The organism is Micromonospora sp. WMMC264 (genome assembly GCF_027497275.1).
GTDB lineage: Bacteria > Actinomycetota > Actinomycetes > Mycobacteriales > Micromonosporaceae > Micromonospora > Micromonospora chalcea.
On sequence record NZ_CP114907.1, the window covers coordinates 722288 to 744850 of the forward strand.

Annotated in this window: 20 protein-coding genes; 7 read left to right on the forward strand and 13 right to left on the reverse strand. The window is 73.5% G+C overall.

Translation table 11 applies throughout. The features are described 5' to 3' along the window. Window positions 1-27: 27 nt before the first annotated feature. The gene (gene glnA, locus O7542_RS03450) at window positions 28-1452 is read right to left on the reverse strand and encodes a type I glutamate--ammonia ligase (RefSeq protein ID WP_043329312.1); all 1425 of its coding nucleotides are present in this window, start codon (window positions 1450-1452) and stop codon (window positions 28-30) included. A gap of 207 nt (window positions 1453-1659) precedes the next feature. Between glnA and O7542_RS03455 the strand changes: the two genes are divergently transcribed. Further along, the gene (locus O7542_RS03455; protein WP_219996752.1) at window positions 1660-2037 is read left to right on the forward strand and encodes an RDD family protein; all 378 of its coding nucleotides are present in this window, start codon (window positions 1660-1662) and stop codon (window positions 2035-2037) included. A 60-nt stretch (window positions 2038-2097) separates the two neighbouring features. Here the strand turns inward: O7542_RS03455 and O7542_RS03460 are convergent, their stop codons facing one another. Next, the gene (locus O7542_RS03460; RefSeq protein ID WP_043329318.1) at window positions 2098-2787 is read right to left on the reverse strand and encodes a DUF4191 domain-containing protein; all 690 of its coding nucleotides are present in this window, start codon (window positions 2785-2787) and stop codon (window positions 2098-2100) included. Between the two features lie 215 nt (window positions 2788-3002). Between O7542_RS03460 and O7542_RS03465 the strand changes: the two genes are divergently transcribed. After that, on the forward strand, window positions 3003-3173 hold the full coding sequence (locus tag O7542_RS03465) for a hypothetical protein (protein WP_166456627.1): 171 nt from the start codon (window positions 3003-3005) through the stop codon (window positions 3171-3173). 113 nt (window positions 3174-3286) lie between these two features. Further along, complete coding sequence (locus O7542_RS03470; protein ID WP_231915625.1) at window positions 3287-6208, forward strand: helix-turn-helix transcriptional regulator; 2922 nt, start codon at window positions 3287-3289, stop codon at window positions 6206-6208. Here the strand turns inward: O7542_RS03470 and O7542_RS03475 are convergent. Both O7542_RS03475 and lipA read right to left on the reverse strand, forming a co-directional pair. Beyond that, a complete protein-coding gene (locus O7542_RS03475) occupies window positions 6190-7830 on the reverse strand; it encodes a DUF423 domain-containing protein (protein ID WP_281605696.1) in 1641 nt (546 codons plus the stop codon). The genes O7542_RS03470 and O7542_RS03475 overlap by 19 nt on opposite strands. 60 nt (window positions 7831-7890) lie before the next feature. Further along, the gene (gene lipA / locus O7542_RS03480; RefSeq protein WP_166456624.1) at window positions 7891-8937 is read right to left on the reverse strand and encodes a lipoyl synthase; all 1047 of its coding nucleotides are present in this window, start codon (window positions 8935-8937) and stop codon (window positions 7891-7893) included. A gap of 357 nt (window positions 8938-9294) precedes the next feature. On the opposite strand from lipA, the gene aspS reads away from it, so the two are divergent. Then, window positions 9295-10581 carry an aspartate--tRNA(Asn) ligase gene (gene aspS, locus O7542_RS03485; RefSeq protein ID WP_281605697.1) on the forward strand — a complete coding sequence of 429 codons (1287 nt, stop codon included), beginning with the start codon at window positions 9295-9297 and terminating at the stop codon, window positions 10579-10581. Between the two features lie 536 nt (window positions 10582-11117). On the opposite strand, the gene O7542_RS03490 is transcribed toward aspS, so the two are convergent. From O7542_RS03490 to O7542_RS03500, 3 genes are all read right to left on the reverse strand, one after another. Continuing rightward, on the reverse strand, window positions 11118-11510 hold the full coding sequence (locus tag O7542_RS03490; RefSeq protein ID WP_043329322.1) for a VOC family protein: 393 nt from the start codon (window positions 11508-11510) through the stop codon (window positions 11118-11120). A 5-nt stretch (window positions 11511-11515) separates the two neighbouring features. Next, a complete protein-coding gene (gene lipB, locus O7542_RS03495; protein WP_043329324.1) occupies window positions 11516-12157 on the reverse strand; it encodes a lipoyl(octanoyl) transferase LipB in 642 nt (213 codons plus the stop codon). 70 nt (window positions 12158-12227) lie between these two features. Then, window positions 12228-14039, reverse strand: a complete 1812-nt coding sequence (locus tag O7542_RS03500) for a DUF2079 domain-containing protein (protein WP_281605698.1) — start codon at window positions 14037-14039, stop codon at window positions 12228-12230. Between the two features lie 174 nt (window positions 14040-14213). Here O7542_RS03500 and O7542_RS03505 point away from each other — a divergent pair, with 174 nt between their 5' ends. Continuing rightward, complete coding sequence (locus O7542_RS03505; RefSeq protein WP_281605699.1) at window positions 14214-15449, forward strand: PHB depolymerase family esterase; 1236 nt, start codon at window positions 14214-14216, stop codon at window positions 15447-15449. Between the two features lie 28 nt (window positions 15450-15477). Here O7542_RS03505 and O7542_RS03510 read toward each other — a convergent pair whose 3' ends face one another. Then, window positions 15478-16377 (reverse strand): TIGR01777 family oxidoreductase, encoded by a 900-nt coding sequence (locus tag O7542_RS03510; protein ID WP_281605700.1) that lies wholly within the window; start codon window positions 16375-16377, stop codon window positions 15478-15480. A gap of 124 nt (window positions 16378-16501) precedes the next feature. Between O7542_RS03510 and O7542_RS03515 the strand changes: the two genes are divergently transcribed. Then, window positions 16502-16972 (forward strand): helix-turn-helix domain-containing protein, encoded by a 471-nt coding sequence (locus tag O7542_RS03515; RefSeq protein ID WP_043331068.1) that lies wholly within the window; start codon window positions 16502-16504, stop codon window positions 16970-16972. A gap of 11 nt (window positions 16973-16983) precedes the next feature. Further along, window positions 16984-17532 (forward strand): PIN domain-containing protein, encoded by a 549-nt coding sequence (locus tag O7542_RS03520; protein WP_043329330.1) that lies wholly within the window; start codon window positions 16984-16986, stop codon window positions 17530-17532. A gap of 29 nt (window positions 17533-17561) precedes the next feature. Here the strand turns inward: O7542_RS03520 and O7542_RS03525 are convergent, their stop codons facing one another. The 5 genes from O7542_RS03525 to O7542_RS03545 all read right to left on the reverse strand — a co-directional run bounded on the left by O7542_RS03525 (window position 17562) and on the right by O7542_RS03545 (window position 22498). Next, window positions 17562-18572 (reverse strand): aldo/keto reductase, encoded by a 1011-nt coding sequence (locus O7542_RS03525; protein WP_104114950.1) that lies wholly within the window; start codon window positions 18570-18572, stop codon window positions 17562-17564. Window positions 18573-18583: 11 nt separating this feature from the next. Next, window positions 18584-19531 (reverse strand): LLM class flavin-dependent oxidoreductase, encoded by a 948-nt coding sequence (locus O7542_RS03530; protein WP_281605701.1) that lies wholly within the window; start codon window positions 19529-19531, stop codon window positions 18584-18586. 69 nt (window positions 19532-19600) lie between these two features. Further along, complete coding sequence (locus O7542_RS03535) at window positions 19601-20479, reverse strand: oxidoreductase (protein ID WP_209962734.1); 879 nt, start codon at window positions 20477-20479, stop codon at window positions 19601-19603. 73 nt (window positions 20480-20552) lie between these two features. After that, window positions 20553-21887, reverse strand: a complete 1335-nt coding sequence (locus O7542_RS03540) for a low temperature requirement protein A (RefSeq protein ID WP_043329334.1) — start codon at window positions 21885-21887, stop codon at window positions 20553-20555. A 44-nt stretch (window positions 21888-21931) separates the two neighbouring features. Further along, on the reverse strand, window positions 21932-22498 hold the full coding sequence (locus tag O7542_RS03545) for a TetR/AcrR family transcriptional regulator (protein ID WP_166456616.1): 567 nt from the start codon (window positions 22496-22498) through the stop codon (window positions 21932-21934). Window positions 22499-22563 lie beyond the last annotated feature (65 nt).

Genomic DNA, 22563 nt, shown 5'->3' on the forward strand with positions numbered 1-22563 from the left:
CGGCCCGGCCGGTGCTGACGAGCGTGCTCAGCAGTCGAAGTACATCGCGAACTCGTGCGGGGTCGGGCGCAGGCGCACCGGGTCGACCTCGTTGGCCCGCTTCCACTCGACCCAGGTCGAGATCAGGTCCGGCGTGAACACGCCGCCGTCGAGCAGGTAGTCGTGGTCGGCCTCGAGCGCGGTGAGCACCTCCGGCAGCGAGCCCGGGACCTGCTTGACGTCGCCCCACTCCTCCGGCGGGAGGTCGTACAGGTCCTTGTCGATCGGCGCCGGCGGCTCGATCTTGTTCTTGATGCCGTCCAGGCCGGCCATCATCATCGCCGAGAACGCCAGGTACGGGTTGCTGGACGGGTCCGGCACCCGGAACTCGACGCGCTTGGCCTTCGGGTTGCTGCCGGTGACCGGGATGCGGGTGCACGCGGAGCGGTTGCGCTGCGAGTAGACCAGGTTCACCGGCGCCTCGAAGCCGGGCACCAGACGACGGTAGGAGTTCACCGTCGGGTTGGTGAAGGCGAGCAGCGAGGGGGCGTGGTGCAGGAGGCCGCCGATGTACCAGCGGGCGGTGTCGGACAGGCCGGCGTAGCCGGTCTCGTCGTAGAACAGCGGCTCGCCGCCGCGCCACAGGCTCTGGTGGGTGTGCATGCCGGAACCGTTGTCGCCGAACAGCGGCTTGGGCATGAACGTGGCGGTCTTGCCCGCGGCCCAGGTCTCGTTCTTGACGATGTACTTGAACAACTGGAGCTGGTCGGCGGCGTGCAGCAGGGTGGAGAACTTGTAGTTGATCTCCGACTGGCCGGCGGTGCCGACCTCGTGGTGCGACCGCTCGACGGTGAAGCCACCGTCGACGAGGCGCCGCACGATCCGGTCACGCAGGTCGGCGTAGTGGTCGACCGGCGGCACCGGGAAGTAGCCGCCCTTGTAGGCGGTCTTGTAGCCGCGGTTGCCGCCCTCTTCGATCCGGCCGCTGTTCCAGGCGCCCTCGATCGAGTCGATGTAGTAGAACGACTGGTGGGCGGAGGTTTCGTGGCGGATGGAGTCGAAGATGTAGAACTCGGCTTCGGCGCCGAAGTAGGCGGTGTCGGCGATGCCGCTGGCGGCGAGGTAGGCCTCGGCCTTCTTGGCGACGTTGCGGGGGTCGCGGGAGTAGGCCTCGCGGGTGAACGGGTCGTGGATGAAGAAGTTCAGCGCGAGGGTCTTCTGCGTGCGGAACGGGTCGATGAAGGCGGTGGCGACGTCCGGCAGCAGGAGCATGTCGGACTCGTGGATGGCCTGGAACCCGCGGATCGAGGAGCCGTCGAAGGCGAGGCCGTCGGTGAACACGCTGTCGTCGAACGACTCGACCGGCAGGTTGAAGTGCTGCATCACGCCGGGCAGGTCACAGAAACGTACGTCGACGAACTTCACGTCCTCGTTGGCGAGGTATCGCAGGAGTTCCTCGGAATTGGCGAACACACGTCCTCCTGGCAGGTCCACTCCGGTAGCTAACTACTGGCGACGCTATGGCCGGGGGGTTGCCCGGCCGTGTCTCGTCTGTTTCCGCCGTGTTACGTCGCTTGCGGAGCGTCACTCCGGCACGCTCTGGTGGCGAATGTCGGATTTTTCGTCAGGGGTTGCGGCGGCGCTACCCTGGCCGCTGTGACCGATACCGCCGCCACACCGGTGCCGCCCGCCGCCGACCCCGCCTTCACTCCGCCCAGCCTCGGCCGCCGCTTCGGTGCCCTGATCATCGACTGGGTGCTGTGCCTGATGGTCGCCCGGGCCTTCTCCGACCCGGTCCGCGACGGCTGGCCGCCGGTCCTGGTGCTGATCCTGGAGTACGGCTTCTTCATCGGCCTGTTCGCCCAGACCCCCGGCATGTACCTGACCCGGCTGCGCTGCGTCGCCTGGGCCGACGGCGGCCGGATCGGGCTGCTCCGCGGGCTGCTGCGCGGACTCCTGCTGGCCCTCGTCGTGCCGGCCCTGCTCATGGACGAGCACAAGCGCGGCCTGCACGACCGGCTAGCCGGCGCCGTCGTCACCGACGCGCCGCGCCGCTGACCCGCACAAGAAAGGAGCCGGCCCCGCACGGGACCGGCTCCTTCTCGCGTACGCCGAAGGTCAGCGACCCCGGGTCTGCCGGAACGCGCCACGCGGCGGCCGCATGTTCTTCGGGACCGCGCCCTTGGGCATCTGCGGCCGCGCGGTCAGCGCCTTGAGCCGCTTGTCGAGCGCGTTGACGTCCTTCGGGGACAGGGCGCGGGGCAGCCGCATCAGCGTCATCCGCAGCTTGCGGACCGGCAGCTCACCCTCGCCCTGCCCGATCACGTAGTCGTGCAGCGGCGCCGTGCCGATCACCTTCGCCAGCCGGCGCTTCTCCTGGCCGAGCAGGCCACGCACACGCTGCGGGTTCCCCTCGGCCAGCAGGATCACGCCCTGGCGGCCCACCACCAGGTGCACCATGTCCATCTGCGTGGTGGAGCTGACCGCCGGGGTGACCCGCCAGTCGCCGCGCATGCTCTCCATGATCTGCGCCGCCGCGCCCGGCTGCCCCTCCGCGGCGTTCATCATCGCCTTGTTGGAGCGCAGGTTGAGCACGATCAGCACGGCCAGCAGGGCGAGCAGGATGCCGATCGGCAACCAGATCCAGCCCCAGGCGATCACCGCGACCACGGTGAGCGCGAGCGGGATCAGCACCGCCGCCGCCGTCAGCGGCGCGAACCACTTGTCCTGCTTGGCGGTGAACCGGAACACCATCCCGATCTGCTTCAGCCGCTGGCCGAACGAGACCTTCTCCTGGGGCTTTGCCATGCCGCAGAGTCTAGTGGTCGGCGCACGTCACGTTGATCCGTGGCCGCCTCTTCCGGAGCGGGCTGAGTACCTTACGGCCGCGCGGCCCCTCGTCGGCCCTCAGGTAAGGAGGCGGCGGGGGCAAAGATCAGGCGGCGTACCCATGTGCCGGGGGCACCTTCGCGCGAAAAGTGGATCTCGACAGCGACGACAGACCCACGACAGGGAGATCCGACATGTTCGGCAACGACGCGGAGTTCATCCTCAGCATCCACCGCAGCCACGCCTCTGAACTGCAGGCCGACGCGGCGCAGGACCGGCTGGCCCGGTCGCTGCCCCGACGGCACCCGCGCGGCTGGCTGAGCCGCCGACAGCACCACGCCCGCATCACCGACGCCCGCCGGTGACCGCGCCGGCGGTCGTCGCCGGTCCGGCCGTCACGGGGGCGGCCGGGCCGGCGGCCACCGACCGCCCGATCGGCCAGGCGAGGCCGTCGGGGGGCCGTGGCATGCTCGACGGCGTGACAGTACGCGCCGCCAGCACCGTCCTCGTCGGCCGCCGGCCCGAGCTGACAGTGCTCGGCGACGCGCTGGCCCGGGCACGCTCCGGCGACCCGACGACCGTGCTCGTCGGCGGCGAGGCCGGGGTCGGCAAGACCCGGCTGCTGGAGGAGTTCGGCACGCACGTCCACACCGCCGGGGCGCGGCTGCTGGTCGGCCAGTGCCTGGAACTGGGCGAGGCCGGCCTGCCGTTCGCCCCGTTCGCGGCCGCGCTGCGCGACGTGCTGCGCCACGACGGGCCGGCCGCGTTCGCCGGCTACGAGGCGGAGTTCGCCCGGCTGCTGCCGGAGCTGGCCCGGATGCCCGCAGGCGTCGCCGCGCCCGCCGGGCCGGCCCTCGCCGACACCCCGCGCGGCTACCTGTTCGACCTGGTCGCCGACCTGTTCCGGCGCATCGCCGAGGAACGCCCGCTGGTGCTGGTGATCGAGGACCTGCACTGGGCCGACCGCTCCACCCGCGACCTGATCGGCTTCCTGGTGCGGGCCGCCCGCGCCACCCGCCTGCTGGTGGTCTGCACGTACCGCACCGACGAGCTGCACCGCGGGCACCCGCTGCGGCCGTTCCTCGCCGAGCTGGACCGGGTCCGCGGCGTGGACCGGATCGAGCTGGGCCGCCTCGACCGCGACGGCACCGCCGCCGTGCTCGCCGACCTGCTCGGTGTCGAGCAGTTCGCCCGGACCGTGGACGACGTGCACGAACGCACCCAGGGCAACCCGTTCTTCATCGAGGAGCTGGCCGCCGCCGGTGGCCCGGTCGGCTGCGCCACCATCCCGGAGACGCTGCGCGACCTGCTGCTGGCCCGCGTCGACCGGCTGCCCGAGCCGGCCCAGCGGGTGCTGCGGATCGCCGCCGCCGGCGGCACCCGCTTCGCCCACCAGCTGCTCGCCGAGGTGGCCGGCCTGCCCGAGGCCGAACTGGAGGACGCGCTGCGCGCCGCCGTCGCCGGTCAGCTCGTGGTGGCCGACCCGGACGGCGACTACGAGTTCCGGCACGCGCTGGTCCGCGAGGCGGTGCACGACGACCTGCTGCCCGGCGAGCACGCCCGGCTGCACGCCCGGTACGCCGCCGCGATCGAGGCCCAACCCCACCTGGTCGCCGCCGGTCGCGCGCCGGCCGAGATCGCCCACCACTGGTACGCGGCGCACGACCACCCGCGCGCGCTCACCGCCGCCCGGGTCGCCGCCGAGGCAGCCGCCGAACGGTACGCGTACGCCGAGCAGAGCCGGCTGCTGGAGCGCGTCCTCGAACTGTGGGAGCAGGTGCCCGACGCCGCCGACCGGCTCGGCATGGACCACCTGCGGGTACTGGAGGACACGCTCACCGCCGCGGTCACCGCCGGTGACCTCAGCCGGGCGCTCACGCTCACCCGGGCCGCGCTGGCCGAGGTCGACTCCGACGCCGAACCGCTGCGCGCCGCCCGCCTGCTCGACCACCGGGGCCGGCTGTTCGCGCTGCTCGGCAAGAGCGACGGCGCGGCCGAGCTGCGCGAGGCGTACCGGCTGGCGGCCGGCGCCCCCGACGGCCCGGAACGGTTCGCCGTGCTGGCCGACATCGCGTCGCACCTGATGAAGGTCGACCCGCGCGAGGCCGCCACGGTGGCCGCCGAAGCCGCGGCCGGCGCGTCCGAGGTCGGCACCGACCTGGTGCTGCTGCCCACCCGGATCGCCCTGCTGCACCGCCTCGACGGCACGCCGGAGCGCGGGCTGGCCGAGCTGCGCCGGGTCGAGGCGCGGGCCCGTGCCGCCGGTGACTCGTGGGCCCTGGTCAGCGCGCTGGTCTTCCTCTCCGACGTGCTCTACGAGCTGGGCCGCTACGACGAGTCCGAGCAGGCGGCCGCGGCCGGGGTGACCGAGGCGCGCCGGGTCGGCATCAGCCGCTCGATCGGGGCGTACCTGCTGTCGAACCGGGCCGAGGCGCTGATCGCGCTGGGCCGCTGGGACGAGGCGGACGCCACCTGCGCCGAGGCGGCCCGCATCGACCCGCCGGGCGTCTCCGGGCTGCACTGGCTGCAACTGCGCGCCGGGCTGCACCTGGCCCGCGCCCACCCCGCCGCCGACGAGGTCGTCGGGCGGGCGCTGGCGTTCCTCAGCCGCCCCTACCTGTGGCCCAACCACCGGCTGCCGCTGCACGAGCTGCGCGTCGAGGCCGCGCTCGCCGCCGACGACAAGCTGGAAGCGGTACGCGCGGCGCGCGCCGCCCTGGCCGACCCGCACCTGGCCGACCTGCCGCGCGAGGGCTGGCCGGTGCTCGGCGCGGTGGCGCGTACCGCCGCGCTGACCGGTGACGCGACGCTCGCCGCCGACGTGTCCACCAGGGCCGCCGCGCTGCCCGCCCGGCATCCGGCCGAACAGGCGTACGCGGCGCACGTCACCGCCGTCCTGGCCGGGCTCGCGCCCACCGGTCCCGCCGGGGCGCTCGCGCAGTGGCGGGCGGCGGTGGCGGCGTGGCGGACGGCCGGGCAGCCGTACCCGCTGGGCCGGGCGCTGCTCGGGCTGGCCGAGGCGGCCGCCGCGGCGGGCGAGCGGGACGACGTGGCCGCCGCGGTACGGGAGACGGTCGAGGTGGCCGCCCGGCTCGGCGCCACCCCGCTGGGCGAGCAGGCGGCGACGCTGGCCCGCCGGGTCGGGCTGCGCGGCACCGGGCGACCCGGGCCGGACCTGCTGACCAGCCGGGAACGGGAGGTGCTGCGGCTGGTGGCCGAGGGGCACAGCAACAGCCGCATCGCCGAGCGGCTGTTCATCTCGCCGAAGACGGCGAGCGTGCACGTGTCCCGGATCATCGCCAAGCTGGACGTGACCAACCGGGTGGAGGCCGCCGCGCTGGCCCACCGCCTCGGTCTGCTCGACCCGCCACCGGGCCTGCGTCAGCGGCGTGGCAGGTAGATCCGCCAGCCGGCGACCGTGACGACGTCGAGCGCGCCCGGTTCGGGGCCGAGGCGCGCGTCCAGCCGGGCGGCCAGCGGCGAGCCGGCGAGCGCCACCCAGGCGGCGTCCGGGTCGGCGGCCACCTCCCGCCGGTACGCGGGCAGCCGGTCGAATCCGGGGCGCAGGTCGTCCTCGACCACGGCGCAGAGCACGTTCTCGCCGGTGGCGTAGGTGAGCCGGTTGCACGTCCAGTAGCCGCCGCGTACGTGCCGGACGCCGAGCGCGCCGAGCGTGTCCACGAGCGAGCGGTGCCGGTCCGCCTCGGCGTGCACGGCCGGGGCCGCCCGGATCACCTCCACTGTGGTCGCCGCGCCGGTCCCGAGCACACCTGCGAGCACCGCCACCGCCCCGACACCCGCCACCCGGGCCCTAGCCCCGGCCGCCCGCCCGCCGGTCGCCTTGATCGACTCCACCTCGGCGAGTGGGCGGACGGCCTGCCACAGTGGCCAGAGCAGGGCGGGCGCCGCCACCGCCAGGCACGACAGGTACCGGCTGCTCTCGATCGGCGTCCGCCCGGCCGCGTTGCTGACCGCGTAGGCGGCGAGGACCCCGGCCGCGCCGCCGAGCAGCGCCAGCCGCACCCCGGCCGACACCCGCTCCACCGAGCGTGGACCGCCCCAGGTTCGTCGCAGGGTGTGCCACGCGGTGAACGCGGCGAGCAGCAACAGCAGCGGGAACGCGAGCGCCCACCAGAGCTGCCAGGTGGCGCACCGGCCGGGCGAGCAGAAGCCCATCGCCAGCGGCGGCCCGAGCACCAGCCCGCCGTACAGCCGGTCCGCCCAGTCCGCCGACGCGCCCGTACCACCGGCCGCCAGCACGGCGGCCACCGGGTTGCGGCCGTGCCGGAGGCTGTCCACCAGCATCGGCGCCATACCCAGCAGCAGCGCCCCGGCCAGCACCACACCGGCCTGCCCGGCCAGTTCCCGCCACCGCCACGCCACCAGCAGCGCGCCGAGCGTCAGCACGTACGGCAGGATCAGCGGGTCCACCCAGAGCAGCACCCCGGCGATCAGCCCCCAGGCCGCCCAGCGGGGCAGCCGCGCGCCCGCCCCGGTCACGCAGAGCCCGACGGTGAGCAGCGCCAGCGCCGCGCCGGCCGGGTTCAGCTCCGGATAGCCGCCACCGGCGATGAGCTGGTTCTTCACCACCCGGTCCGCGCCGAGCGCCAGCACGGCGACGACCAACAGGGCGTACCAGCGGTCGCCGCCGAGCCGCCGGGTCAGCCGCCAGGACAGCAGCAGGAACAACGCGTACAACGCCAGCGTGGGCAGCCGCAGCACGAGCACCGACGGTCCGGCCAGCGCGATCAGCGGCGCGGCCAGGTACGCCTCCAGCGTGCCCATGTACGCCTGGCCGTAGAACCACACCGGGAAGCCGTCGCCGCGGGCGATGTGCAGGGCGGCCAGCCCCATCGTCGCCTCGTCGCTGTTGGTGGGTGGCACGTCGGCGAACAGCAGCGCCAGCCGGTAGCCCACAGCGGCGAACCCGACGAGCACGGCGAGCAGCGTCGGTAACGGCAGCCGCCGGGGCGTACGGGAGCGCACGGTCTCGCGTGGCTCCTCGCGTACCCCGGCGGTCATGCCTGTGATCATGGCATCCGGCGGGCGGCCGGCGGCGGGTGACGCGGTCGACGGCCGGCCTCAGCCGGCGGCGACGACCTCCCGGCGGGCGTCGAGCGCCTGCTGGTAGAGGCGGCCCGCGCGGTACGACGAACGGACCAGCGGGCCGCTCATCACGCCCGCGAAGCCGATCTCCTCGGCCTCCTCGCGCAGCTCGACGAACTCCTCCGGCTTGACCCAGCGGGTGACCGGGTGGTGCCGGGGGGAGGGGCGCAGGTACTGCGTGATGGTGATCAGCTCGCAGCCCGCCTCGTGCAGGTCGCGCAGCGCCTGGGACACCTCGGCGCGCTCCTCGCCCATGCCCAGGATGAGGTTGCTCTTGGTGACCAGGCCGTCGGCGCGGGCCTGGCGGATCACGTCGAGCGAACGCTCGTAGCGGAACGCCGGGCGGATCCGCTTGAAGATGCGCGGCACCGTCTCCACGTTGTGGGCCAGCACCTCCGGCCGCGAGCCGAACACCTCGGCGAGCTGCTCGGGCACGGCGTTGAAGTCGGGGATCAGCAGCTCGACACCGCAGCCGGACTGCAGCGCGTGGATCTGCCGGACCGTCTCGGCGTAGAGCCAGGCGCCACCGTCGGGCAGGTCGTCGCGGGCGACACCGGTGATGGTCGCGTAACGCAGACCCATCGCGGCGACCGACTCGGCGACGCGCCGCGGCTCGTCGGCGTCGAACTCGGCCGGCTTTCCGGTGTCGATCTGACAGAAGTCGCAGCGCCGGGTGCACTGGTCACCACCGATGAGGAAGGTGGCCTCCCGGTCCTCCCAGCACTCGTAGATGTTGGGGCAGCCGGCCTCCTGGCACACGGTGTGCAGCCCTTCGCGCGAGACGAGCCCGCGCAACTGGGTGTACTCCGGGCCCATCTTGGCCTTGACCTTGATCCACGGCGGCTTGCGCTCGATCGGCGTCTCGGCGTTGCGTGCCTCGATCCGCAGCATGCGCCGCCCCTCCGGGGCGACCGTCGCGGGGCGCGCGGGCTGCTCAGTCGTCGGCGCGGATTGCTCGATCGTCACAAAACCGAGCGTACGCCGGTCGGCGCCGGTCGATGAACGGCGGGCGACCGCCGTCACCCCGGAATCGCTGTGACACCGGACACGAAGGGCCAAAAATCCCGGTCACACCGCGAGTCGCCCGGTGCTAGCGTGCCGGGCAGAGCTGTGACGGAGCCGAGTAACGGACCGATCCGCCAGTCGAGAGAGCCGCCGGTTGCTGCGAGGCGGTCTGGCGCCGGGCCGTGAAGACCCTCCCGAGCTGCGGGAAGAACAGCGCCTGTGCGCCCAGTAGAGCCCGCCCGGCCGGCCCCGGTGAAAAGGCGACGAACGAGGCTCCCGCCCCGGCGGGGGCGAAGGTGTGGTGGCACCGCGAGGTTCCCGCTCGCCCACACCTCCCTGGGGATCGCGTTGCGATTGGTCAAGGAGGTAGTCGTCGTGCAACGCATCCTGTCCTCTCAACTCCCCGCCCATGTGGGCGCCACCGTGCGGCTCGCCGGCTGGGTCCACCGCCGCCGGCTGCTCAAGTCGGTGGCCTTCCTGGTCCTCCGCGACGGCGGCGGGCTCGCCCAGGTGGTGGTCACCGCGCCCGCCGTGCGCGCGCAGGTCGAGGCGCTCACCGAGGAGACGGTCGTCGAGGTGGTCGGCACGGTGGTCGCGAACCCGGCCGCGCCCGCCGGGGTCGAGGTCGTCGAGCCGACGGTACGTCCGCTCGGGCCGCCCGCCGTCCCGCCCCCGTTCGACCTGTACCGGCCGGTGCTCACGGCCGGCCTGTCCACCCAGCTCGACCACGCGCCGGTCGCGCTGCGGCACCCGAGCCGATCCGCCGCGCTGCGGATCTCGGCGGCGGCCGTGTCCGGCTTCCGGGCCACGCTCGACGGGCAGGGCTTCGTCGAGGTGCACACGCCGAAGGTGGTCGCCTCGTCCACCGAGAGCGGGGCGAACGTGTTCACGCTGGACTGGTTCGGGCGGCCCGCCTACCTGGCCCAGTCACCGCAGTTCTACAAGCAGCTCATGGTGGGCGTCTTCGAGCGGGTGTACGAGGTCGGGCCGGTGTTCCGCGCCGAGCCGCACGACACGGCGCGGCACCTGGCCCAGTACACGTCGCTCGACGTCGAGCTGGGGTTCGTGGCCGACCACCGGGACGTGATGGCGGTGCTGCGGGACACCCTGGCCGGGATGGTGGCGACAGTCGCCGACCGGGCGGACGGTGCGCTGGCCACGCTCGGCGTGACGGTGCCGGAGGTGCCGGCCGAGATCCCAGCGGTGCACTTCACCGAGGCGTTGACGATCGCCGGCGCGCCGCCTTCCGAACCCGATCTGGCCCCGGCGCACGAGCGGGCGCTGGGGGAGTGGGCGCTCCGCGAGCACGGCAGCGACTTCCTCTTCGTCACCGGCTATCCGATGGCGAAGCGCCCCTTCTACACCCACCCGGACCCGGCGCGGCCCGCGTACTCGAACGGTTTCGACCTGCTGTTCCGCGGCGTGGAGCTGGTCACCGGCGGGCAGCGGCTGCACCGGCACGCCGACTACCTGGCCGCGCTGGCGGCGCGGGGCGAGCCGGTCGAGCCGTACGCCGGGTACGTGGACGCGTTCCGGCACGGCATGCCGCCGCACGGCGGGTTCGCGATCGGGCTGGAGCGGTTCGTCGCGCGGCTGACGGGCGCGGCGAACGTCCGGGAGGTGACCGCCTTCCCGCGCGACCTGCACCGCCTCGCGCCCTGACGGCTGCGCCCTCGCGCGGCTTGCTCCGTGCCGGTCCGCGGCGGCGGGCTCGCTCCTAGCCGGTCCCGGTCCCGGTTCCGACCCCGATGGCGGGCGCGGGCTCGGCATCGGGCCGGCGGTCTCGCCGCCGACCTCCGGAATCGGTTCGGATCTGCCACTGAGCGTGACGAGAGGTCGCTCGGCCTAGTAGTCACTCTCGGTGAGGGTTGTTTCGGGGCGCTCGAGAGGCCCTCGGCGTCGGCGGATTGCGCTGAGCTGGGGTTATGGCCGACTGCCGTCCGGAGGGAGGGAAGGGTGTCTGCGCCCTTTGCTCTGCAGCCACGAGCGCAACGGTTGACCGGGCGTGATCGTTGCGGATCTGGCTGCAGAGCAAAGTCGGCGGGAGGGCACATGCCGCGGACGCGGCGTTGTCACTCACCGTGACCGATGGCGGGGTGGGGCTGGGCGAGCGGCGGTTCTGGGCGGACGGCGATCCGGACCGGTCGGCCACCGCGCCGCCGAGCGGTCGGGCCGGGCCGATCGGCCGGACCGGGCGGTCAGGCCGGGCCGAGCAGGTCCCAGAGGTTGCCGGCGATGTCGCGGAAGACCGCGACCCGGCCGTACGGCTCGGTGCGGGGCGGCCGGACGAACTCGACCCCCGCGTCGGCCATCCGGCGGTACACCGCCTCGAAGTCGTCGACCTGGAGGAAGAAACCCACCCGGCCGTGGGTCTGGTCGCCCACCGCACCGGCCTGGTGCTCACCGTCGGCGCGGGCCAGCAGCAGGCCGGTGCCACCGCCCGGCGGGCGTACCACCACCCAGCGCTTGGGCCGGCCGTCGTTCGTCAGCGAGGGCTTGTCCTCGGCCAGCTCGAACCCGAGCACCTCGGTGAAGAACGCGATCGCGGGGTCGTACTCGGCGACGACGAGCGTGACCAGGTCGAGCCGCACGGGGCTCAGACCTGCGTCAGCGTCGGCAGGTGTCGCTCGACCACCGGCAGCACGTCGGCGACGGTGATCGGCCGGCCCAGCTCGGCGGTCAGCGAGGTGACCCCGGCGTCGCGGATGCCGCAGGGCACGATCCGGTCGAAGAAGCCCAGGTCGCAGTCGCAGTTGACGGAGAAGCCGTGCAGCGTGACGCCGCGGGCCACCCGGATGCCGATGGCGGCCACCTTGCGGGCCGGGCCCCTGTCGTCCTCCGGCACCCACACGCCGGAGCGCCCCTCGACTCGGCCGGCGGCCAGCCCGAACTCGGCGCACACGTCGATCAGCAGCTGCTCGGTGCGGCGGACGTACGCGACCACGTCGACCGGGTCGGGCAGCCGGACGATCGGGTAGCCGACGAGCTGCCCCGGACCGTGCCAGGTGATCTTCCCGCCGCGGTCCACGTCCACCACCGGGGTGCCGTCCATCGGGCGGTCCCACGGCTCGGTGCGCTTGCCGGCGGTGTAGACGCTGGGGTGCTCCAGCAGCAGCACCGTGTCGCCCTGCTCGCCGGCCACCACCGCCTCGTGCAGCCGGCGCTGCTCGTCCCAGGCGGCCTGGTAGTCGAGCAGGCCGGCGCGGACGGCGGTCAGCCCGGAAGTCGTCACGCTCACCCGTCCAGCCTAGTCCCGCCCCCCGGGAACCGGACCCGTGAGCCTCGTCGCCATCGGGCCGAGGTGGCGGTCAGTCCGGCACCCGCCACAGCCAGACGTCCTCCACCCGCTCCGGCTCGCCGAGCAGCGCGGTGGCGGTACGCCGCAGCGCGTCCTCGTCGACGTCGTACTTCGCGCCGTGCACCCGGTCCGGCAGCACCACCGCCCGCACGCCCCAGTGGCGCAGGTCCGCCCGGGACTCGCGGATGCTGCCGTCGGTGATGATCGGCACCAGCCCGGTCCGGCCGGCCTGGTCCATCAGTGAGTCGAAGGTGCGCGGCACCGGCCCGATCCGGCCCCGGCCCTCCGGACCGCCCGGGCCGAGGAAGAACCCGGCCGGGATGCGGAACTCACTTTGCCGGTGGGCCAGCGCGTACGCCTGCCAGCGCTGCCCGTCCGGGTACACGTCGACGGTCAGCGGCAGCGGGGTCAGCACCCCGTCGGGCGGGACGTAGCGCTGCCAGGCGCCACTGGTGATGAACGCCGGGATCGGCTCGCGGACGCTGGTCAGCAGTGGCGTCGGCACCAGCGGCAGCAGCGCGGCGACGAACCCGAGCGCCCAGGCCACGCCGACGGCGCGGTGCCGGGGCGGCCGGGCGCGCAGCGAGTCGATCGCGTACGCCAGCAGCAGGCCGATCACCGGCGCGACGACAAGGGCCAGCCTCGACGGCAGCGCCGCGTTGATCACCGGCAGGTTGTCCAGCACCCCGAACGGCAGCGTCTGGTCGAAACGGCGGCCGTTCCACTTCACCGTCGGCCCCCACGACAGCACCGCGAAGACCACCGCGGTCACCCCGAGCGCCGCGAGGGTGGCCCGGAACGCCCGGTCCGCGCGCCACCACAGCAGCGCGAAGCAGGCCAGGCCGAGCACGAGCAGCGGTACGCCGAAGAACGAGTTCTCCTCCGTCGGGTTGGGCGCCAGCGAGGTGCCCCACCCGGCCCAGCCGGCCAGCGACCGGCGCGGGTACGACCCGTACGCGGCGATGTCCTCGGAGTGGATCAGCGGATCGAAGCCGGTGCCGTGGAACCGCTGCGGCCCGAGGAAGTGCAGCCAGAGCGGGTACGCCAGCAGCGCTCCGGCGACGAGCGCGGTGACTCCGAGCCCGGCCGCCATCCGGGGCAGCGCGGCGCGTGCCTCCGGCCACCGGGCCGGGTGCAGCGCCCAGACGGCGAGGAACACGCCGAGCGCCAGCGCGGTGAAGAACAGCCCTTCGGCGGCGATCGAGAACGCGGCCGCCACCAGCAGCCCGAGCACGATCCCGCCGGTGACCGCGCGGCCGGGGCGGCGCAGCCGGAACACGCCCCAGATCAGCAGCGGCACCAGCCAGCCGGCGGTCCAGTTCAGGTGCGCGTTGGCGTGCGACACCATCGCCGGGCAGAAGGCGATGAACAGCGCCCCCACACCGGCGGCCAGCCGGCTGCGCACCAGGTACCGGCTCAGCAGCCAGTACCAGGCCACCGCGGTGGCGGCGAGGTTGAGCGTGAGGATCACCAGGAACGTCGCGGGCGGCCCGATCAGGTACGTCAGCGGCGCGAAGACCGCCGCGTACACGGTGATCGAGGTGTTCACCGCGAGGTTCACCCCGTCCGGGACGTTGATCAGCGTGGTGTAGAGCGGGTTCTCCCCGTGGGTGAGCGCGTGCCCGCCGAACGCCAGCAGCCACTCGAACAGCGCCTGGTCGCTGGAGTTGACGGTGATGGCACGGCTGTTCGGATCACGCCACATGCCGCTGGTGACCCAGAAGGCCAGGGCCAGCGCGGCGAGCGTCACCAGCAGGTCGGCCCGCCGGTCACGGACGCGGGTCGTCGACGGCCCGGTGGCCAGGAACGGGGAGGACGGCACGCAGCGGACGTTACCAACCGGACCTGGGCAGACCGCCCGGACACGAAACTCACCCGCACACTTCGGCGGTCGTGAATGTGTGAGCGGCGGCCATTCCGGTGTGACGAAACACAGCCGTAACGTCGCGGCAACCCGGAGGTGACTCAGTTCACATTCCACGATCGGGAGGTTCCCGTGCCCCGCTCCTCATCCCTCATCGCCCGCGTCGCCGGGGCGGCGGCCGGGGTCGTGCTGGCCGCGGCCACCGCGCTGGTCGCCGCCCTTCCCGCCCAGGCCGCCTCGCTCACCCAGGTCACCGGCTTCGGCTCCAACCCCGGAAACCTGACCATGTACGCGTACCGCCCGGACGGCCTGCCGGCCGGCGCGCCCGCCGTGGTGCTGCTGCACGGGTGCGTGCAGAACGCCTCGACCTACGTCGCCAACTCCGGCTGGCAGAAGTACGCCGACCAGTGGAAGTTCACGCTCATCGCGCCGCAGCAGCCCAGCGGCAACAACGCCAACTCCTGCTTCAACTGGTTCGAGACCGGTGACACCGCGCGCGGCCAGGGCGAGGCGCTGTCGATCAAGCAGATGGTCGACTACGCCAGGACCACCTACGGCACCGACGGCGCCCGCGTGTACGTCAGCGGCCTCTCCGCCGGCGGCGCGATGAGCGCGGCCATGCTCGCCGCCTACCCCGACGTCTTCGCCGGCGGCTCGATCATCGCGGGCATCCCGTACCGCTGCGCGACCAGCACCGTCACGGCGTTCAGCTGCATGAACCCGGGTGTGGACAAGACCCCGGCCCAGTGGGGCGACCTGGTCCGCGGCGCGTACGCCGGCTACACCGGCAAGCGGCCCCGGGTGGCGATCTGGCACGGCACCAGCGACACCACTGTGGCGACCGCGAACGCCGCCGAGTCCCGGGACCAGTGGACGAACGTGCTGGGCCTGTCGACCACCCCGACCAGCACGTCCACGCTGCCGTCCGGCACGAGCCTGGAGGTCTACGGCAACGACCAGGTCCGCCTCTACCGGGTCTCCGGCATGGGCCACGGCACCCCCGTCGACCCGGGTACCGGCGCGGACCAGTGCGGCACCGCCGGGGCGTACTTCCTGGACACCATCTGTTCGACGTACCGGGACGCGGTCTTCTTCGGGCTCGGCGGTGGCGGCGCCTCGCCGAGCCCGACCCCGACGGCGACCGCGTCACCCACGCCCACCGCGTCGCCCTCGCCCACGCCATCGCCGACCGGCGCGCCGGTCTGCGTCACCGCCAGCAACTACGCGCACGTGGTGGCCGGGCGGGCCTACCAGTCCGGCGGGTACGCCTACGCGCTGGGCAGCGGGCAGCGGATGGGCCTCTACAACACCTTCTACACGAGCACGCTCAAGCAGACCGGGCCCGCGTACTGGGTGATCGGCTGCTGAACGGCCACGCCGCGCCGCCCTCGCGGGCTCACTCCGTGAGGGCGGCGCGCAGCGCGCCCGGCAGGTCCGGATGCGTCCAGGGAAAGCCGGACTTGTCGAGTACGCCCGGCAGCACCCGGGTGCTGGTGAGCGCCTCCTGCGAGAAGCCGCCCAGCACCACCTTCAGCGCCACCGCCGGGATCGGCATGATCGCGGGGCGGTGCAGCTGACGGGCGAGTTCCCGGGTGAACTCGGCGTTGGTGACCGGCGCCGGTCCGACCACGTTGACCGGGCCCGCCACGTCGTCGCGGTCGAGCAGGAACTTCGCCGCGTTCAGCCAGTCCCGCATCGAGATCCACGGCAGCCACTGCCGCCCGTTGCCCAGCTTGCCGCCGACGCCGAGCCGGAACGGCAGCAGCTGCGGCTTCAGCAGGCCGCCGTCGCGGTGCAGCGGCAGTCCGGTACGCAGGCGCACCACCCGTACGCCCGCGTCCTCGGCCGGCCGGGTCGCGGCCTCCCACACCCGGCAGACGTCGGCGAGGAACCCCTCACCGGCCGGCGCCTCCTCGGTGACCGCGCGGTCACCGGTGTTGCCGTACCAGCCGACCGCTGAGGAGTTCAGCAGCACCGCGGGCCGGTCCGCGGCGGGCAGACCGGCGATCGTGATGGCGAGCGTGGTGGTGCTGTCCACGCGGCTGGTCCGGATCAGCTTCCGGTACTCGTCGTTCCAGCGCTTGTCGCCCACCCCGGCCCCGGCCAGGTTCACCACCGCGTCCGCCTCGGCGACGCACTGCGGGTCCAGTTGCGCGGCGGACGGGTTCCACTGGCGCTCGGCGGGTGTGCGTGGTGGGCGGCGGACCAGGCGGGTGACCTGGTGGCCGTCCGCGGTGAGGCAGTCGACCAGTCGGGTGCCGAGGAAGCCGGACACGCCGGCCATGAGGATCCGCATGCTCACATCTTCGAGTACGCGGCGCTATTCGGATGCGTGGAGCGAAATCACTCACTCGTCACGCCCACCCGTCACGCGCGCTGAACGCGTTGCGTTTTTTTCGAATAGCGATACCCTTGTGGTCATGAGCAGCGCGCTGCGTGAACGTACCGTCCTTCCTCCGGACGACCCGGCTGAGCTGGCCCGGTTCGTGCACGAACTGCGGAGCGCCAGCGGTCGTGCGCGGGCCAGGCTGGTCGGGCCGGACGGGTCCGAGATCGAGATCCCCGACGAGTTGTACGGAGTGCTGCGGGACGTGGTGACGGCACTGTCCGAAGGGCTTGCGATCTCCATCGCACCGCACAACACGATGCTGACGACCCAGGAGGCGGCAGACCTGCTCAACATCTCCCGGCCCACGCTGGTCCGGTTGCTGTCCGAGGGCGAGATGCCGCACACGATGCGCGGCCGTCACCGGCGAGTCATGCTCCGGGACGTTCTCGACTACCAGGAGCGGACCCGGCAGGCACGCCGCCGGACGCTCGACCGGATGACCGCCGAAGCCGAGGAAGACGGCCTGTACGACGCGACGGCCACACCGCGCAGGACGAGATGAGCGTGACCTGAGTGGCGTTCCCGGCTTTTCTCGACACCTGCGTCCTCTACCCGGCGCATCTCTGCGACACCCTGCTGCGGCTGGCCGAGGTCGCCGCCTACCGGCCCCTCTGGTCCAGGGACGTCCTTGACGAGCTGCGACGCAACCTGATCGCACGAGGCATCGCGGAGGAGCGGGTCGACCGCCGGATCGGCCAGATGTCCGAGGCGTTCCCGGACGCCATGGTCAGCGGGTACGAGTCGCTCATCGACGGCATGTCCAACGATCCCAAGGACCGGCACGTGCTGGCTGCCGCCGTCCGGGCGAACGCGGAAGTGCTGGTCACGTTCAACGTCGGTGATTTTCCCGAGGCGTCGCTCAAGTCCTTCGACATCGTGGCGATGCACCCGGACGACTTCCTGCTCGACCAGCTGGACCTCTACCCGGGGCAGACACTGGACGTCCTGCACCGCCAGGCGGCCGCCTACCGCAGGGAGCCGACGACCGTACCGGGTCTGCTCGTACTGCTGGGACGCACCGGCCTGCCCCGGTTCGCCGCGGAGGTCCGCCGGCACCTCTGAGGCGGCCCCCCCGCGGCGGGACAGAGCGGTCAGGCGTCGGCCGGGGCGGTGCGCAGGTCGGCGAGCAGGCGTTCCACCTCGGCGAACGCGGCCTGCGGCAGCGGCCCGTACGCCAGCGCTCCCAGGTTCTCCTCGGCCTGCGCCACGGTCCGGCAGCCGGGGATCGGCAGCGTGTGCGGGCTGCGGGCGAGCAGCCAGCCCAGCGCGCCCTGGGCGAGCGTGCGGCCGTCGGCGGTCAGCGCCGCACGGACCCGGGCCACCCGCTGCGCCCACTCGGCGCGCGGTACGCCGCCGGTGAACCAGTCCAGCCACTCCGGTGCCACACCGCGGACGTCGTCGCCGCCCCGGGCGGTCGGCGCGTCCTGGTACTTCGCGGTGAGCAGGCCCATCGCCAGCGGCCCTCGATTGAGGCTCGCCAGGTCGAACTCCGCGCACACCGCGAGCATGGCGGCGTTGTCCCGCAGCACCGACTGGTCGTGCTGGATCGCCGCGCAGTGCGGTCCCGCCTCGGCGAAGGCGCGCGCCGAGGCGGGGTCGTCGGTGCTCCAGCCGTACGCGCGAATCTTCCCCTCCGCGACCAGGTCCTCCAGCGTGCCGACGAGGTCCAGCGCCCGTGGCACCGGCAGACCGCCCAGGTGGAGCTGGTAGAGGTCGACGTGGTCGGTGCCGAGCCGGCGCAGCGAACCCTCCAGGCTGCGCCGCGCGTACTCGGGACTGGCGTCCTCGCCGAGCGCCTGGCGGGTCTCCTCGTCGGTGGGATAGCCGAACTTGGTCGCGATGACCGCGCGGTCCCGGCGGCCCGCCAGCGCGCGCCCGAGTACCCGCTCGCTGTGCCCGGCGCCGTAGTTGCTGGAGGTGTCGAACAGCGTCGCGCCCAGGTCGAGGGCCCGGTGGACGGTACGCACCGACTCGTCGTCGTCCACCTCGCCCCAGCCCAGCGGTTGGGTGCCGTCCCAGAGCGGACCGCCGATCGCCCAGCAGCCCATGCCGATCGCGCTGACCTCGATGCCGCTGCGGCCCAGCCGTCGTGTCGTCGTCATGCGCCCAGTGTTCACTTTCGAGTGTGCTCGAAGTCCAGCGCTTTTCCCGCCAGCCGGGGCAGCAGCGGCGCGAGCGGCGCCACCGCGTCGGCGCGTACCGCGAAATGGGTGACGCCCCAGCGGCGCTCGTGCCCGGCCACCGCCGCGACGATCTCGTCGGGCGTGCCGGCCAGCACGAACGGGGTGGCCAGCACCTCCGCCGGGGTGAGCCCGGTCTCGGCGGCAGTTGTGGCGGCGGCCGCCTCGGCGTCGTCGGTGACCGCGACGTGCTGGACCAGCGCCTCCAGCAGCGGCGGCGTCTCCCGGCCGGCCGCTCCGGCCGCGACGCGGGCGAGCTGCGCCTCGATCTGGTCGGCCCGCCACCGGACGCTGTGCTGGTGGCCGTCGGCCAGGGTGCGGCCGAAGCCGGTCAGACCGACCACGTCGGCGTGCTTCCCGGCCCAGCGCAGCAGCGTCGAGTTCGCCGTGCCGACGGTCAGCGGGATCCGGTCCTGGACCGGCCGGGGCTCCTTGAGGCGGGCGGCATACGCGGTCAGCTCCTCGGTGTCCACAGTGACCTCGTCGCCGGCCAGCAGCGCCCGTACCGCCTCGGCCACCGCGACGCAGCGGCGGACCCGGGCGGCGACGTTCGGCCGCTCGCGCCCGACGGCCCGCCACTCGGCCGGGGTGTGGCCGGCGCCGAGCCCGAGCCGGGCCCGCCCGCCGGAGACCACGTCCAGCGTGGCCACGTCGGCGGCGAGCAGGATCGGTTCCCGGACAGCGGCGTTGGAGACGTACGAGCCGAGGCCCAGCGTGCTGGTCACGGCTCCCGCGGCGGCCAGCGCGACGAACGGCGACGCGCAGTCGCCCGGATGGTCGGCGGCGAACAGCGCGTCGAAACCGGCCGCCTCGACGGTGCGGGCCAGCTCGGTCCAGCTCGCCGCGTCGGTGGGATGGGCCTGTACGGAGAAGGTCGCCATCGCCTCAGCATCGGCGCGCGCCGGGCCGCGAGCCACCCCGCGCGCGCCGATTCTGCCGACGGCCGAACGTCACACGGCGTCGAGGCGGGCCAGGTCGGCGGGGGAGAGGCGCAGCGCGGCAGCGGCGACGTTCTGCTCCAGGTGCGCCGGGTCGCCGGTGCCGGGGATGGCCAGCACGTTCGGGCCGCGGGCCAGCGTCCACGCCAGCCGGACCTGGGCCGCCGTCACGCCGTGCTCCCGGGCCACCGCGAGCACGTCCGGGTGCTCCTCGCCGGTCGCGCCGGCCTCCCGGCCGCTGGTGACGATGGAGAAGAACGGCACGAACGCGGTGCCGTGCGCGGCGCAGGCGCGGATCAGCTCGTCGTGCTGACGGCGGTAGCCCAGGCCGTACGAGTTCTGCACGCACACCACCGGTGCGATGGCGCGCGCCTCGGTGACCTGGTGGGGGCGTACCGCGGAGACGCCGAGGTGCCGGATCAGCCCGGCGTCGCGCAGCTCGGCGAGTGCGCCGAAGTGCTCGGACAGCGGCTCCGGGCCGTGCACCCGCAGGTTCACCACGTCCAGGTGGTCGCGGCCGAGCTGGCGCAGGTTCTCCTCCACCTGGCCGCGCAGCTGGTCCGGGCGGGCCGCCGGCAGCCACTGCCCGGACGGGTCCTTGCCCGGCCCGACCTTGGTCACGATGACCAGATCCTCCGGGTACGGCCACAGCGCCCGGTTGATCAGCTCGTTGGCCGAGCGCAGCGGCGAGAAGTAGAACGCGGCCGTGTCGATGTGGTTGACGCCCAGCTCGACGGCGCGGCGCAGCACGGCGACGGCCCGGTCGCGGTCGCTCGGGCTGCCGTCGGCGTTCGCGGTCAGCCGCATCGCGCCCAGGCCCATCCGGTTGACGGTGAGGTCGCCGAGCTGCCAGGCGCCGGCCGCGCCGGCGTGGACGGTGTCGATGGTCATGTGGCCCCCGTATCCCTCAGGTGTGGCCCCGCGGCGGGGCCGACAGGTTTCACGGAGGCGGCGGGCCGCTGGTTCACTCGCCTTCGTCGCGGTCGTCGGGCCGTTCGTGCCAGCGGGCCCGCCAGGCCGCCTCGTGCGCCTCGTGGCTGGCGCGTTCCTCGAAGACCAGCTTCCGCAGGGCCCGCCGGCCCTCGTCGAAGACGATCACTTCGACGGCCACCATACCCACCGTGATGGCGGTGAGCATGCCCAGCGCGGCCAGCCCCGGCACCCGTTCCGCGACCGGGATGCTCAGGCCGAGCAGCAACGCCGTCGCGACCCGCGTCCAGCTCAGCGTGCGCAGGGTACGGAGCTGGAACAGCATGTTGCCGCAGAGATAGCAGATCACGCCGCCGAACAGCAGCGGCACGCTCGGCCCGTGCCCCGGCTCGCTGGGCGGCACGTTCGGGTCGGCGATGCCGTGCACTATCGTCTCGGCGCCGAGCGCGAACAGGATGATGCCCGCGATCATCGGCAGGAACAGGTAGGCGTACGCGTCCCGGGCCATCGCCACCCGGGGGCCGTCCTGCGCGACGTGCAACGCGATCCGGGCGGCTGGCCCGATCATGTCGTAGTGCGCCCACCAGAGCGCGGCGGTGAAGAAGATGCCGAGCACGGCCGCGGTCACGGCCGGCCAGGTGGGCGGCTGGCCGAGCAGGTTGCTGCCGACGCCGACCGAGATCACGGACTCGCCCAGCGCGATGATCAGGATCAGGTCGTACCGCTCGGTCCAGTGTTCGGCCGATGCGACGCCCCAGCCCCAGGTCCCGGCGAGGATGCCGGTGCCGTACTGGAGCAGGACGACCACCGCCCACAGCACGTCGCGGAGCACCGCCGCGGAGAACAGGTCGTCGATCCTCGGCGGCAGCAGCGCGGCGACCAGCAGCAGCGCGGTGCTGCCGATCAACTCCGGGGCGAACCGGAGGAGTTGCCGGCGCTCGTTCGGGCTGTCCCGGACCGCGTGCCGGTACAGCAGCAGGTGGATCAACCGCAGGACGGTGTAGCTGAGCGCCGCGACCATCGGCCCGGCCGCGTTGCCGGTCGGGTCCCGGAACGCCTGCGGCAGCGACAGCGCGAACGTGAACAGCGCGGCCATGCCGACTGTCATGAGCACCGGGACGAAGCCTTCGCCGAGGCGTACCCGGGTGGCGACCACGCTGTGCACCACCCACGACCACCAGAGCACGGCGAGGACCAGCAGCGCGTGCAGCAGCGCCCCGCCGGTCACCTGCAGGGCGGTGGCCCGGGTGATGATGAAGAACGAGAAGACGAAGACCAGGTCGAAGAAGATCTCGAACCGGTCGACGCGGGCGCCCGGGGCCACCGGCACCGCCGGCCCCAGGCGTCCCCGCCACCGGTTCGAGCCCACCGGCCGAGTCTGTCAGCGCAGGTCGGGCCGGGTGGCCGATTCGGTCAGCCCGTCCGGTGGCGCAGGCCGTCCATCAGCAGGTCGAGCAGGCGTCCGGCCTGGGCGCGCTGGTCCGGCTCGCCGGCCACCAGGGACACCCCGCTGAGGCTGGCGAGCACGTCGGCGGCGGCCACGTCGGCGCGTACGGCACCGGCCGCCGCGCCGGCGGCGAGGAGTTCGCCGAGCGCGGCCAGCAGCAGGTCGCGGCTCTGCGCGTACGGGTTGGCGCCTGCGGCGATGACCAGCCGCAGCGCGTCGGCCATGCCCCGCTTGGTGGCGAGGTAGTCGACGAACCGGTCCATCCACGTGCGCAGCGCCACGTCGGCGGGCCGGGTGGCGAGCAGCGCCGGCGCGGCGTCGCAGAGCTTCTCCAGCTCGTTGCGGTACGCCGCCTCGATGAGCGCTTCCCGGCTGGGGAAGTGGCGGTAGAGCGTGCCGATCCCGACCCCGGCCTCCTTGGCGACGCGGTCGAGCGTTACCTCCGCGCCCGCCTGGGAAAACGCCTGCACCGCGGCGTCCAGCAGGCGCTGCCGGTTGCGCAGCGCGTCGGCGCGCAGCGGTCGGTCGGGCACGGTTCCTCCTCGGCTCGACCGGGTCGCGGGCCCGGGTCGGTGGTAACCGGAGCCTCCTCCGGTTA